This window comes from Peptoniphilus hominis (ex Hitch et al. 2025), assembly GCF_040096015.1.
Lineage (GTDB): Bacteria > Bacillota > Clostridia > Tissierellales > Peptoniphilaceae > Peptoniphilus_A > Peptoniphilus_A hominis.
The window spans coordinates 1-14,141 of record NZ_JBBMFO010000026.1 but is presented as its reverse complement, the minus strand read 5'-3'; the positions used below and the strand labels follow the sequence as shown (position 1 = coordinate 14,141).

General features: G+C 34.4%; 16 protein-coding genes. All 16 read left to right on the top strand.

Features of this window, described 5'->3' with window-relative positions; genetic code table 11:
• Positions 1–2: 2 nt before the first annotated feature.
• Entirely contained in the window at positions 3–1,199 is a 1,197-nt protein-coding gene (locus WMO19_RS07825) for a M20 family metallopeptidase (protein WP_349171200.1), read from the top strand.
• Between the two features lie 53 nt (positions 1,200–1,252).
• On the top strand, positions 1,253–2,308 hold the full coding sequence (locus WMO19_RS07820) for an L-threonylcarbamoyladenylate synthase (RefSeq protein WP_349171199.1): 1,056 nt from the start codon (positions 1,253–1,255) through the stop codon (positions 2,306–2,308).
• A gap of 8 nt (positions 2,309–2,316) precedes the next feature.
• Complete coding sequence (gene rpiB, locus WMO19_RS07815; RefSeq protein WP_070610248.1) at positions 2,317–2,748, top strand: ribose 5-phosphate isomerase B; 432 nt, start codon at positions 2,317–2,319, stop codon at positions 2,746–2,748.
• A gap of 1 nt (position 2,749) precedes the next feature.
• Positions 2,750–3,376 (top strand): uracil phosphoribosyltransferase, encoded by a 627-nt coding sequence (upp, locus tag WMO19_RS07810; RefSeq protein WP_019124030.1) that lies wholly within the window; start codon positions 2,750–2,752, stop codon positions 3,374–3,376.
• A 9-nt stretch (positions 3,377–3,385) separates the two neighbouring features.
• Complete coding sequence (locus WMO19_RS07805) at positions 3,386–4,414, top strand: glycosyltransferase family 4 protein (protein WP_349171197.1); 1,029 nt, start codon at positions 3,386–3,388, stop codon at positions 4,412–4,414.
• 1 nt (position 4,415) lies between these two features.
• Complete coding sequence (wecB, locus tag WMO19_RS07800; protein ID WP_288167426.1) at positions 4,416–5,519, top strand: non-hydrolyzing UDP-N-acetylglucosamine 2-epimerase; 1,104 nt, start codon at positions 4,416–4,418, stop codon at positions 5,517–5,519.
• Between the two features lie 67 nt (positions 5,520–5,586).
• On the top strand, positions 5,587–6,003 hold the full coding sequence (locus WMO19_RS07795) for a MaoC family dehydratase (protein WP_036731048.1): 417 nt from the start codon (positions 5,587–5,589) through the stop codon (positions 6,001–6,003).
• A 13-nt stretch (positions 6,004–6,016) separates the two neighbouring features.
• The gene (locus WMO19_RS07790; RefSeq protein ID WP_019124034.1) at positions 6,017–7,204 is read left to right on the top strand and encodes an acetyl-CoA C-acetyltransferase; all 1,188 of its coding nucleotides are present in this window, start codon (positions 6,017–6,019) and stop codon (positions 7,202–7,204) included.
• 1 nt (position 7,205) lies between these two features.
• Entirely contained in the window at positions 7,206–7,982 is a 777-nt protein-coding gene (locus WMO19_RS07785; protein WP_349171194.1) for an enoyl-CoA hydratase-related protein, read from the top strand.
• A 6-nt stretch (positions 7,983–7,988) separates the two neighbouring features.
• The gene (locus WMO19_RS07780; protein ID WP_070610241.1) at positions 7,989–8,825 is read left to right on the top strand and encodes a 3-hydroxybutyryl-CoA dehydrogenase; all 837 of its coding nucleotides are present in this window, start codon (positions 7,989–7,991) and stop codon (positions 8,823–8,825) included.
• Positions 8,826–8,879: 54 nt separating this feature from the next.
• The gene (locus tag WMO19_RS07775) at positions 8,880–9,167 is read left to right on the top strand and encodes a hypothetical protein (protein ID WP_349171192.1); all 288 of its coding nucleotides are present in this window, start codon (positions 8,880–8,882) and stop codon (positions 9,165–9,167) included.
• A gap of 78 nt (positions 9,168–9,245) precedes the next feature.
• Positions 9,246–9,539 carry a hypothetical protein gene (locus WMO19_RS07770; protein ID WP_349171190.1) on the top strand — a complete coding sequence of 98 codons (294 nt, stop codon included), beginning with the start codon at positions 9,246–9,248 and terminating at the stop codon, positions 9,537–9,539.
• A gap of 98 nt (positions 9,540–9,637) precedes the next feature.
• Positions 9,638–11,203 (top strand): hypothetical protein, encoded by a 1,566-nt coding sequence (locus tag WMO19_RS07765; RefSeq protein WP_349171189.1) that lies wholly within the window; start codon positions 9,638–9,640, stop codon positions 11,201–11,203.
• On the top strand, positions 11,175–11,777 hold the full coding sequence (locus WMO19_RS07760) for a DNA-binding response regulator (RefSeq protein ID WP_349171187.1): 603 nt from the start codon (positions 11,175–11,177) through the stop codon (positions 11,775–11,777). The genes WMO19_RS07765 and WMO19_RS07760 overlap by 29 nt, the downstream gene beginning before the upstream one ends.
• A 141-nt stretch (positions 11,778–11,918) precedes the next feature.
• Positions 11,919–12,269 carry a hypothetical protein gene (locus WMO19_RS07755; RefSeq protein ID WP_332086652.1) on the top strand — a complete coding sequence of 117 codons (351 nt, stop codon included), beginning with the start codon at positions 11,919–11,921 and terminating at the stop codon, positions 12,267–12,269.
• Between the two features lie 350 nt (positions 12,270–12,619).
• Positions 12,620–14,017: a radical SAM protein gene (locus tag WMO19_RS07750; RefSeq protein ID WP_349171185.1), complete on the top strand. Its 1,398-nt coding sequence runs from the start codon at positions 12,620–12,622 to the stop codon at positions 14,015–14,017.
• Positions 14,018–14,141 lie beyond the last annotated feature (124 nt).

Genomic DNA, 14,141 nt, shown 5'->3' with positions numbered 1-14,141 from the left:
TTATGGATATATTAAAAATAGTTGAAGAGATTTCTTTAGACCTAGATGAGCTCAGAAAATTTATATACGAAAATCCAGAGCTAGGCTTTGAAGAATACAAGTCTTCCAAGGCTCATATGGACCTATTAAAAAAACACGGTTTTGAAATTGAATGCCCCTACATGGATTGCGAAACTTCCTTTAAGGCAGTTTACGATTCAAAGAAAGAGGGAAGGACAATTTCTTACTTGTCAGAATATGACGCACTGCCAGGCATAGGTCACGGCTGTGGCCACAATATTTTAGGGGCAACGGCAACTGGTGCAGGCATAGTCCTTTCAAAGTTAATAGATGATCTTGGCGGAAGGGTAATTGTTTTTGGAACCGCTGCAGAAGAAATTGGTGGCACAAAAATTGAAATTGCAAACTCTCATGAACTAGATGATGTGGATGTTGCCATAGAAATGCACCCAGCCTCTTATAATGCCCTTACTCCAAATTCCCTTGCCCTTGCCACGAGAAGGTTTGAATTTTTTGGCAAAACATCTCACGCAGCAGATGCACCAGAAAAGGGGATTAACGCTCTTGATGCACAAATAGTTTTATTTTCTGCCATAAACGCCCTAAGACAAGAGACTAAGGATGGGGCAAGAATCCACGGCATAATAAAGGATGGCGGCAAGGCGGCAAATATTATTCCCGATTACACTGATTCAAGATTTTACGCAAGAAGTCCAGAGAAAAAAGATCTCTTAGAAATTTTAGAAAAATTAGAAAATTGTGCAAGGGGAGCAGGTCTCGCAACAGGTTGCCAGCTTAAGATTTCTGAATATGAAAAGGGAAATGACAACACTGTAAGGAACCTTGCCTTTAACGAAGTGTTAAAAGAAAAAATGGAAAAATATCTCGATGAAGAGATAAGGGATGAGGAGTTAAACAAAGGCTCAACTGATGCGGGAAATATTTCTCACGAAATTCCAACTCTTCATGGCTACTTTAAAATTGCAGATGAAGGCGTAAGTGGACACACAGTAGAGCTAAGAGATGCAACTATGACAGACTATGCCTTTAGCCAAATGAAAAAAGCCATTGCAGCCATAGTTGAAGTTGGCATAGAAATTTTACAAAATGACGAAATTTATGAAAAAATAATGAAAGAGTTCAAAGAAAGCATTAAAAGTGGAAAAATTATCCCTCACAATGAATTAAATAAGGATTAACTATTAAAAAACACTTCTGTTCTTGGTATAATGTAAAGAATAGAGGTGTTTTTTTGAAAACTGAAATTATAAAATTTAAAGGAAATGCAAAGGATAAAATTTATCTCAAAAAAATCAGCGACACTTTAAGAGAAGGAGGTCTTGTTGTTCTTCCCACAGAAACAGTTTATGGACTTGGTGGCAATGGACTTAACAAGAGAGCCTGCAAAAAAATATATGAAGCCAAGGGCAGACCTAGCGACAATCCACTAATACTTCACATAGCAGAAAATTCGCAGCTAGACCCTTTAGTTGCAGAAATTCCAGATGTGGCAAAAAAATGTATGGAAAAGTTTTGGCCAGGACCTCTTACAATTATTTTTAAGAGATCTGATCTTATTCCAGACGAAGCTACAGGTGGACTTGAAACAGTTGCTATAAGAGAGCCAAGCAATGAAATCGCCCATGCTATTTTAAAGGCAGTGGACTTTCCAGTGGCAGCTCCTTCTGCAAACTTGTCTGGCAGACCATCTCCAACTAAGGTGGAACATGTAATAGAAGATTTAAATGGAAGGGTAGACATAATTGTGGACGGTGGTCACTCTGTAGTTGGCATTGAGTCAACTGTACTAGATGTAACAGTGGACCCGCCAATGATTTTAAGACCTGGCAAGATTACCCTAGAAGATTTAAGGGAAATTGATGAAAATATAAGAATTGACAATGCCACAATTGATGCAAAAAGTGGAGAAATTCCAAAATCTCCAGGACAAAAATACAGGCACTACGCTCCAAGGGCAGAGGCAATTTGCTTTGGTGGAAGACTAGATAAAGTTGTCAACGAAATTAAAAAAAATATAGAAGAAAATAAGGACAAAAAAATTGCAGTCCTTGCAACAGATGAAACTTATGACGAATACAAAAATTTAGACATAAAACTCTTAATTAACCTGGGAAGTAGAGACCATCTTGAGGAAGTTGCGGCAAATCTATTTGACGCACTTAGAAGATGTGATGATGAAAATGTAGACATTATTTTCGCAGAAGGTTTTGAACTTAGGGGAATAGGTCTAAGCATTATGAATAGACTTCTCAAGGCTTGTAGCGGAAAAGTTGTCATGAGAATTTAGGAGGAAAAATGAAAATAGCAATTGGTTCTGACCACGCAGGATTTTATTTAAAACAAGACCTAATAAAGTACTTAGAAGAAAAAAATATTGAAGTGAAGGACATGGGACCCTTTGACGATAATCGCGTTGACTATCCAGACTATGGTCACGCAGTTGGTCACGAAGTTATAGACAATAAGATGGACTTTGGCATAGTCATCTGTGGCTCAGGAATTGGAATTTCAATTTCTGCAAATAAAGTTAAGGGAATAAGAGCTGCACTTTGCTCTGAACCTTATTCTGCAAGACTTGCAAGACGCCACAACGACGCCAATGTCCTTGCCATGGGAGCAAGACTAATTGGTCACGACATGGCAATAGAAATAGTAGAAGCCTTTTTAGATGAAAAATTTGAAGGCGGAAGACACATAAATAGAGTAAATAAAATCGAGGAGGAATAAAATGGGATACACAATAATAAAACATCCACTTATTGATCACAAAATGACAATTCTTAGGAAAAAAGAAACTAGCTCCATGGAATTTAGACAACTTGTAAATGAAATTGCAACTTTAATGGGCTACGAAGTCACAAGAGATCTTGAAACAGAAGACATTGAAATCGAAACTCCTATAGCAAAAACTGTGGGAAAGAGAATCTCTGGCAAAAAAATTGGCATCGTTCCTATTTTAAGAGCAGGTCTTGGCATGGTGGAAGGACTTCTAACAATTATTCCAGCAGCAAGAGTTGGTCACATAGGTATGTATAGAGACCCTGAAACTTTAAAGCCAGTTACTTATTATTCAAAATTACCTAAAGATGTTGCATCAAGACAAATGATTATAGTAGATCCAATGCTTGCAACAGGTGGCTCACTTATAGAAGCCATTGACGAATTAAAGAGAAATGGTGCAAAAAATATTAAGTCAATAAATCTTTTGGCTGCACCAGAAGGCTTAAAGGCAGTTGAGGAAGCTCATCCAGATGTAGAAATTTACATTGCTGCCCTTGATGAAAAGCTAAACGAAGACGGATATATAGTTCCTGGACTTGGAGATGCAGGAGACAGATTATTTGGAACGAAGTAAGAGGTTAATATGTATAATTTTTTAGTTCCTTTTTTTGCAGCTTTTATTTTGACCTTTGTGCAAATGCCCTTTGTCATAAAGCTTGCCAAAAAAATGGGATTTTTAGATGTGCCAAAGGATGGGAGAAGAGTTCACAATAAGCCAATTCCCGTAGGTGGTGGCATTGCCATGGTAATAAGTGTGACTATTTTAATGCTTGTATTTTTGAAAATAGATAAGGCACTTATTATGGCAATTATAAGTTCTCTTATAATTGCATTTTCTGGACTTTATGACGACAAGTATGACCTAAGTCCAAAGTTGAAATTTGGCTTTCAAATCCTTGCAGCCATAGTGCTTATAAGTGGTGGAATGAAAATAGAATTTTTCACAAATCCCTTTGACTCACAGGATGCACTCCTTATTTTAAATATGCTTTCCATACCAGTTACAATTTTTTGGGTCTGCGGCATTACTAATACAATAAATTTAATAGACGGACTTGATGGCCTTGCCTCAGGAGTCTCTATGATATGTGCAATTTCAATGTTTTTTATAACATATCAAATGGGAAGACATGAAGTGAGCCTAGTTTGTGCCCTTGTGGCAGGAGCTTGCCTTGGATTTTTGCCCTTTAACTTTAACCCTGCAAAAATATTTATGGGAGACACAGGAGCCCTCTATCTTGGCTTTATGCTTTCCTATATAAGTATTTCAGGTTTTCTTAAACAAGCGGCAATACTTATGATTTTCGTGCCCGTTGTAATTTTAGGCGTGCCAGTATTTGACACAGCCTTTGCAATGCTAAGACGCAAATTATCAGGCAAGTCCATAGTAGAAGCAGACAAGGGACATCTTCACCACAGACTTTTAAAAATGGGTCTAAATCAAAGACAAACAGTTGTGATTTTGTACTCCATTTCTGCGATCTTTGGCATACTTGCAAATGTAATTTCAAAGTTCCATTCATCCATAGGGCTTATTATTTCCATAGGAGTTATCTTAATAATAGTCTTTACTGGAGTGGCTGCAGGCATGCTAAAAAATAAGGAGGAATAAATTGAAGGTATTATTTGTATTTGGTACAAGACCTGAAGGCATAAAGATGGCACCAATTATAAAAGAAATAGAAAAGAGAAAAGATCTTGAGTCATACACTTGTGTCACAGGTCAGCACAGGGAGATGCTAGACCAAGTGCTGGAAATTTTTGATATAGAGCCAGATTATGACTTAAATATTTTTAAAAAAGGTCAGTCCCTTACAGATGTAACTACAAAGACACTTTTGGGGCTTGAAGATATTTTAGATGAATTAAAGCCAGATATACTTTTGGTGCAGGGAGACACGACAACAGTCTTTGCAGCAGCCCTTGCAGCCTTCTATAAGAAAATAAAGATAGGTCATGTTGAGGCAGGACTCAGGTCAGGCAACTTATATTCACCCTATCCTGAAGAGGCAAATAGAAAACTAACGGGAGTCCTTTCCAATTATCATTTTGCACCAACAGAGTCCAATAGACAAAATCTTTTGAGGGAAGGTTATGATGATAAAAATATTTTTATAACAGGAAACACTGTTATTGATGCACTAAAGTATTCAGTTAAAGAAGATTTCCTATTTGACGATGAAATTTTGAACAATTTGGATTATAATAAAGATGTAGTACTTTTAACTGCACATAGGAGAGAAAACTGGGGAGAACCAATGGAAAATATTTTTTCTGCCATAAGGCAAGTGGTCTTGGAAAGAGAAAATATTGAAATTGTCTTTCCAATTCACTTAAATCCAATTGTCAGGAATACTGCGAAAAAGTATTTTTCTGATTTAGACAGAGTTCACCTCATTGAACCTCTTTCTTATTTGCCTTTTTCAAATCTCATGGCAAGAGTAAAGTTTGTCGTTACAGATTCTGGAGGAGTGCAAGAGGAGGCGCCAGCTCTAGGTAAACCAGTCCTTGTTCTTAGGAATGAGACTGAGAGAATGGAAGGCGTAGAGGCGAAGACAGCTAAACTTGTGGGCACAAAGTCACAAGATGTCTATGACAGTATAATTAGTTTATTAGATGATAAAAACTTATACGAAGAAATGGCAAAGGCTGTCAATCCCTATGGAGATGGTCATGCAGCAAAGAAAATCGTTGATATTTTAGAGAAGATGAATTAATTTTAGGATAATAATTTATCTGACTAAATTATGGGTATAACTTTACTAGATGTTTTAGGAGGTAGATATCGTGGGAAAAACTATAAAAGAAATTAAGATTGGCGACACTGCCGAATTTACAAAGACAATTTCTGAGACAGATGTATATCTTTACGCTGGCATCACCGGCGACTTAAATCCTGCCCATATAAACGAAGTTGAAGCTGGAAAGGGATCTTTTAAGACTAGAATTGCACATGGAATGCTTACAGCAGGCCTTGTATCAGCAGTTCTTGGCATGAAACTTCCTGGACCTGGCACTATTTATATGGGTCAAGAAATGAAGTTTACTAAACCTGTTTATATTGGAGACACAATTACAGCTAAAGTTGAAGCAATTGAGATAATTAAAGACAAAATTTTAAAACTCAAAACAACTTGTACAAATCAAAAGGGAGAAATTGTTTTAGATGGTGTGGCTACAGTATTGCCACCACGCGCATAATGAGGAGGAAAAAATGGAAGATAGAATTGTTATAGCATCAGCTGCAAGAACAGCAGTAGGTAGTTTTGGAGGTCAATTTAAAAACACTTCAGCAGTAGAACTTGGAGTAGTTGCAGTTAAAGAAGCTCTTAAAAGAGCTAATGTAAAGCCTGATATGGTTGATGAAGCTTATATTGGTAATGTTCTTCAAGCAGCTCAAGGACAAAACGTTGCAAGACAAGTTGTTCTAGGAGCAGGTCTAGATATTGACACTCCAGCAGTTACAATTAACATCGTTTGTGGATCAGGACTTCGTGCAGTAAGTTTAGCAGCTCAAGTTATCAAGGCTGGAGATGCAGAAATTGTACTTGCTGGTGGTACTGAATCAATGTCAATGGCACCTTATGCTCTTACTAACGAAAGATGGGGAGCAAGAATGGGCGACAAAAAAGTTGTTGACACAATGATTAAAGACGGTCTATGGGATGCTTTCAATGATTATCACATGGGTATTACTGCTGAAAATGTAGCTGAAAAATATGGCATAACAAGAGAAATGCAAGATGAACTTGCTGCAAGATCTCAAAACAATGCAGAAAGAGCAAAAAAAGAAGGAAGATTCAAAGACGAAATCGTTCCAGTTGAAATAAAAGACAGAAAAGGCAATGTAACAGTTGTGGATACAGATGAATTTATAAGAGATGGCGTAACAGTAGAAAGCCTTGCAAAACTTAGACCAGCTTTCAAAAAAGATGGCGGTACAGTTACAGCAGGTAACGCATCTGGAATTAATGACGGTGCAGCTATGCTTGTACTAATGAAAGAATCAAAGGCAAAAGAACTTGGAGTTACTCCTCTAGCATATATTATTTCTTATGCAACAGCTGGTGTTGATCCAAAGATTATGGGTACTGGACCTATTCCTTCATCTACAAAGGCTCTTGAAAAAGCAGGACTTACAGCAGATGACCTTGACTTAATTGAAGCAAACGAAGCTTTCGCAGCTCAAGCTTGTGCAGTTAACCAAGTTATGAAATTTGACATCAATAAAGTAAATGTAAATGGTGGAGCAATTGCAATTGGTCACCCTATTGGAGCAAGTGGAGCAAGAATTTTAACTACACTTCTATTTGAAATGCAAAAGAGAGACGCTAAGAAGGGTCTAGCAACACTTTGTATCGGCGGAGGTATGGGAACTGCTCTTATCGTCGGAAGGGACTAATATGGACTGCAAATATTTAATTGTTGAAAAAAAAGGTGATGGAATTATTCTTTTGACACTTAATAGAGAAAAGAGCTTAAACGCCCTTAACTCTGAAATGTTGAAGGAACTTCACAGATTCTTCTCACATGTAGAAGATGATGTTAGATGTATTATTGTAACTGGTGCAGGTAAATCCTTTGTAGCAGGTGCAGATATTAGCGAAATGGCAAACTTTTCTGCCAGTGAAGCCTATGACTTTGCAAAACTTGGCATGGACACTTTCATGGAAATTGAAAAGTGTAGAGTGCCAGTAATTGCAGCAGTAAACGGATTTGCTCTTGGTGGTGGATGCGAAATTTCCATAGCTTGTGACATTAGACTTGCATCTACAAAGGCAAAATTTGGTCAACCAGAAGTAGGTCTTGGAATTACACCAGGCTTTGGTGGAACTCAAAGACTTTCTAGGACAATTGGACCTGGCTATGCAAAGGAATTAATTTATACTACAGAAATGATAGGTGCGGACAAAGCTTTGGAAATAGGTCTTGTAAACCATGTTTATGAACCTGAAGAATTAATTGACAAAGCAATTGAAATGGCAAAAAAGATTTCAAAAAATGCGCCAAAGGCTGTAGAATATTCTAAGGCATCAATAATAAATGGATCTCAAACGGATATTGACACAGCAATGCAAATCGAAAAAACTCACTTTGGCCTATGTTTTGCAACAAACGACCAAAAAGAAGGCATGAAGGCATTTTTAAATAAGGGAAAAACTGAATTTAAAGGAGAATAAGTGAAAATGAAAATAGCAGTAGTAGGATCAGGTACTATGGGAGCAGGAATTGCTCAAGTACTTGCACCATATCACAAGGTAATTGTAAGAGATATAGCACCAGAAGCTCTTGAAAAAGCTATGGAAAAAATCAAAAAAGGTTATGAAAAAAATGTTGCTAAGGAAAGAATGACTAAGGAAGAAATGGAAACAGCTCTTTCTAACTTGTCAACATCAGCTGACATCAAAGATGTAGCAGATTGCGATCTTATTATAGAAGCAGCAACAGAAAACCCTAAGATTAAAAAAGCAATTTTCACAGAACTTTGCGAAACTTGTGAAGAAAAGACAGTTCTTGCATCAAACACTTCATCTCTTTCAATAACTGACATTGGCGCAGCAACAAAAAGACCTGAAAAAGTAATTGGCATGCACTTCTTTAACCCAGTTCCAGCTATGAAACTAGTTGAAGTTATTTCAGGTAAGAAAACTGATCCAAAGGTTAAAGATATGATTATCGAACTTTCTAAAGAAATTGGCAAAACTCCAGTAGAAGTTGACGAAGCTCCTGGTTTCGTAGTAAATAGAATTTTAATTCCTATGATCAACGAAGCAATTGGAATTTACGCTGAAGGCATTGCATCAGTAGAAGATATTGACACAGCAATGAAACTTGGTGCCAACCACCCAATGGGACCTCTAGCTCTTGGAGATTTAGTAGGACTTGATGTAGTTCTTGCAATTATGGAAGTTCTTTACACTGAATTTGGCGACCCTAAATACAGACCTCATCCACTTCTTAAGAAAATGGTTAGAGCAGGACTTCTTGGAAGAAAAACAGGCGAAGGATTTTACAAATATTAATTTTAAAGAGATTAAGGGAAGGCATTGCCTTCTCTTTTTTTATAAGGTGATGACATGACAAAGGCTAAAATAAAAAATATTTTTCTTTCAATTTTAATTTTATCCACTTTAACTTTATTTTTATTTTTTGGACTGCCAAGGGAAGAGTCCATTACAAAAATCAGAAGTGGCTATGGGAGAATTTTCCCAGAATATATTAGCTATAAAGACAAAAAGGGCTTAATCCAATATAGGGTTGACTTAAAATTAAATGAAAACAATATAAAAAAGGATCCAAATTCTGAAAAGTATTACGCAGAATACAGGGGCACAATAAGACCAGAAGCCTTTAGCTTCAAATAAATTTGCACAAAAGTTAACTGACAAAATAATTTCAAATAATATAATGAAGGTAAGGAAAAAATTATTGGGGAGGTTACTATGATTTCTAAATTAAAAAGTAAAAGTGCAAAGATAATTTTAGGAGGTCTACTTCTTTTAGCCCTATTATTTTTATTTAACGGCTTTAAAAGTGAAATGGAAATTACAAGTGTAAAGAGAAGATACGATGCCTACAGCTTTCCTGAATACATAACTTACACGACAAATAAGGGCTTGGTAAGATACAGGGGAGACTTAAAATTCAATCCAGACTCAGTTAAAATGGACAAAAATATTTATTATGGAGAATATTTTGGAAGAGTAAAAAAAGATGGATATACTTTTTTAAAATAATTAAATTAACAAAAGGTTCTATTAATTTAGGACCTTTTAAATTTAAAAATAATATATAATAAAATCAGGCTTAAGTAAAATTGGAGAGGGAGGGAAATATGACTAGGGACAAAAAAATTTTGAGGGCAAGTATTTTAATAGCCTATGTTTTTACAGGGCTTTACATATTATTTTATTCTGCAAAAATTTATAAGCTTAGAGATTTTAGTGGTATGTATTTTTTATTTTCTCTAAGCCTTTTAAATAATATTTCTCTTTTAACTTTTTTATTAGCTGATGACAGAAAAATTATCCTGGACCACAGCTCGCTAGTGGTTTTATTTTCTCTGTGGATTTTGCTGGACTATATTTTTCTCTATAGATACAAAATAAATTTTAAATATACTTCTGAAGTCAGCCTGTCCTTTATTTATCTTTTAATTTTTTATAATTTATATATATTTTTAAGCAGAGTGAAGGAGCTTAAGTGGAAATATTTTAATTATTTTGCCCTTATTATTTTTTTATTGGCCTTTATTTCTAATTATTTTAACAGTACTTTTTACATGGGCATAGTTAAAATTTCTAGGCTTTATATTGCAGTTTTTCCTATTATTCTTGTTCTTACATATAGAAAAGAAATAAAAAAATACAGTCACAAGTTGCTTTCCAATGTCTGGCTTATAAGCCTTATTTACTTGTTTTTATTTCTATTAATGAACTTCTTAAGGACCTTTACTTATGTTTACCTTAGGGAATTTATAATTTTATTTGTGGCGGAACTTTCAATTTTAATTTTTATAGTTTCCATGGACAAAAATTTGAAAAAAGTAATTTTTGATTTTTATAGGAATCCCATAAACTTTATATTCATTTTTATTTTTACACTATTTTTTGAAAGCTTTGTCAAAAATTATAGGTTAGCCTTGCTCTTTGCCATGATTTTTTCCTTAAATATGGCAAATATTAAGCTGATAATAAAATTTAGGAAGATAACAAATAATAAGTCAGCCTACGAAAAATTTTTATACAATAATAAATTGGCGAAAAATTTGTCAGAAAATTTTGAGAGAAGAAGCCTGAGCTTTCTCCATGATGACATTTTGCAAGATATAATTTTGTCGAAAAAGTTTTTAGAAGATGAAAAAAATATGAGCAAGTCCCTAGAAATTCACAAGGGCCTCATTAAAAAGATTAGGCTTAAAATCAATTTAATAGATCCAGCTTTTAGAGAGGGAATAAGTCACTACGAAATTTATAGAGAGCTCATAAATTCTTTAAAGGAAATGTATCAAGATGACAAGCTCCTTGAATTTTACTGCGACAAAAATATTTTTCTGCCCAGTCCCTATGACAAGGTAATTTATAAGTTCATTCATGAGATGGTCACCAACTTTTACAAACATTCCCAGGGCTATTTTTCTGAATTAAGGCTGGAAATTGAGGATGAAATAATATTTTTGACTATTAAAAACTTTGAGGATTACCTTGATGAAGATTTTAATAGGAAAAATCACTCTGGCATGAGTTTTATGGAGGAGACCTTAAAAATTTACGGGGGAGACTTAATACTTAAAAATAAGATAGAAAAAGATTCAAAAGACCAAGCCTATGTGGAATTTATTATCAAGCTGCCAATTCAAGAGGAGATTGTAAATGAAAATTTTATTAATAGAAGATCATAAGATGATGGCAAGTTCTTTAAAGGAATTTTTGGAAAAAGATGATTTTTTTGAAATTGATTTGTTAGAGGATTTGAAAAATTTAGAAGACATAAACTTTTTAAGCTCCTATGATATTTTGCTTGTGGACATAAACTTAAGGGGCTTTGAAGAATCCTTAAACGGCTTAGACTTGGCAGAAAAAATTTTAAATAAAGATAAAAATATAAAAATAGTGATTTTATCTGGCTATGATTTATTTTTTTATGGCGAAAGAGCAAAAAGCCTTGGGGCCTATGCCTTCATCTCAAAGGAAGAGGACATGGAAAGCCTTAGGAATAAATTAAGAGAAGTCTACCTTCACGATAAAAAATTTTTTAAGGAAAAAGAAATTATAGAAAATTTGACAGAAAAGGAAGTTGAAATAGTTAAACTTTATTGCTCAGGCTTAAAGAGAAGCCAGGTTGCCAAGGAACTTTTTATCTCCGAGAGGTCTCTTGCAGTTATGTTAAATCGAATTTATCAAAAGCTTTACATCAACAACTACCAAGAACTTATGAAAAAAGCTATGGATCTAGGAATAATTGATTCCTTTTAAAAATTTTTGATGTAAGGATAAGATAATAGTTTGACTTAAATTTTGCACAAAAGTTAATTGACAAAATTCTTATTACTTATATAATTAAGGCAAAGAAGCCTTAAAATATTTTGATATTAAAAGTTAAATTTGGGAGGAAATATGAATAAAACTAAAATAAATAAAATCGTCTTATCATCAGCCTATGGACTTTTGCTTTTACTAATTGCCTTTAATTTTTACTTAAATGGATATTTAAGAGACTACTCAATTTACGACTACAACTTTCTCTATGCTTTAAATCTATTAATAATTCCTTCTCTGGCTTTATTATATTTTTATTTAAAGAAAGAATCAGGAAAGTTAAAGCTTCCACTTTACTTTTTATTGGTAGCCCTCTTCTTTATAAATATTTTTATTTTTAGCCAGGCAAATAAAAGTATAAATGACTACCAAGAGGAAGCCCTAAGTTTTTTTGAAATCACTAATATAAATAATAATTTTAGGGGATAGGCCTAAAAAGCATTATCCCTTAGTAAAATCTAAAGATTTGTCTAAAAGTAAATAAAAATTTGTATAATTTATCACTTAGCACCTATTAATTTAGGTGCTTTTTTAAATTTTTTATTAAAAATCACACAAAATTTAGGCAATTTTTCTTTAAAACAAGCCATTCTTTATCTACTATCCACAATTAATCTAATGAACATATTTAAAATTTAAATTATTTATAAAAAAGGCTTTAAAATTTATTTGAAATGTAGTAAAATATAAATAAGAAATTGAACAATGTTCAGATAAAATATTTTAATGTATTTTATTAATTAAGATTATCACTTTATAAATATACGGGAGGTTTTTAGATGAATACTGCAATTAAAGACAAAACAAAAGAAAAAGTTTTCGAAACGGCTGTAAATCTAGCCTACAAGAGATTAAAGAAGGACCCTCAAAAGGGAATGATAGAGATAGTTGATGTCTTCGATGAATATTTGATGCCTGAATCAAGTGAAGTTAACACTGCGAAAAATGGCTTAGAGAGAGTTAGAAATGAGCTTAACGATCCTAACTCTAAGTGGGTATCCTTTGGTACTGACATTGTTAATGGAATCGACGAAAATATTGTCAAGACTTCTGTCAAAACTATTGGCTATAACGCTGCCTATAAGGGAAATGCCCTTAGAAACAAATTGCAAAAGGAATATAATTGCAACATTCCTTGGGTAATTTTATTTGACCCAACATCTGCCTGCAACTTAAAGTGCACTGGCTGCTGGGCTGCCGAATATGGCCACAAAAATAATTTAACTTACGATGAAATGGCAAGCATTGTCAGACAAGGCAATGAACTTGGAACTTATTTCTTCATTTTAACTGGTGGAGAACCACTTGTTAGAAAGGATGATGTCATTAGACTTGCAAAGGAATTTAATGACTCTGCCTTCCATGTCTTTACTAATGGAACTTTAATCGACGATGAATTTTGCGAAGAAGTTGTTGAAGCTGGAAATATTTCCTTTGCCCTAAGTATTGAAGGAACAGAAGAATCCACAGATCTTAGAAGAGGCGACGGAGTTTTCCAAAAGGTTATGAAGGCAATGGACTTAATGAAAGAGCACAAACTTTTATACGGAGCTTCTATTTGCTACACAAGCCAAAATTATAAATATGTAACTGACGATGATTTCATAAAAATACTAGTAGACCATGGATGCAAGCTTGCTTGGTTCTTCCACTACATGCCAGTTGGAAAGGATGCAGATGTAAGTCTACTTCTTTCTCCAGAAGAAAGAGAGCACGTTTACCACAAGGTTAGGGAGATAAGATCTGCTGAATATCCTCAAAATATTTTTACAATTGATTTTCAAAATGACGGTGAATTTATTAATGGTTGCATAGCTGGCGGCAAGAATTATTTCCACATCAACTCTCTTGGCGACATGGAACCATGTGTATTCATTCACTATTCTGATTCAAATATTAGAGAAAACACTATTAAGGAATGTCTAATGAGTCCACTATTTATGGGTTTCCACGACAACCAACCTTTTAACAAAAACTTGTTAAAGCCATGTCCAATGTTGGAAAACCCAGGAAGACTTACTAAAATTGTAAATGATTCTGGTGCAAGAAACACTGATATGATTGCTCCTGAAAGTGCAGAAGAGTTGCAAGTTAAGACAACACCTTATGCAATGGCTTGGAATAAAAAGGCAAATGAACTTTGGGATGAAAGCAGAAAGAAGAGAGAAGAAGCATAAAGCTAAATAAAGATAAAAAATTGGAGGACGCTGAGTCCTCCTTTTTTTGTGGTGACCCCATAAAGTTGGACCTAATACCAGGACTGGTAGTTTACTAGTTCTGGTATTATTTTATTACTTTCCA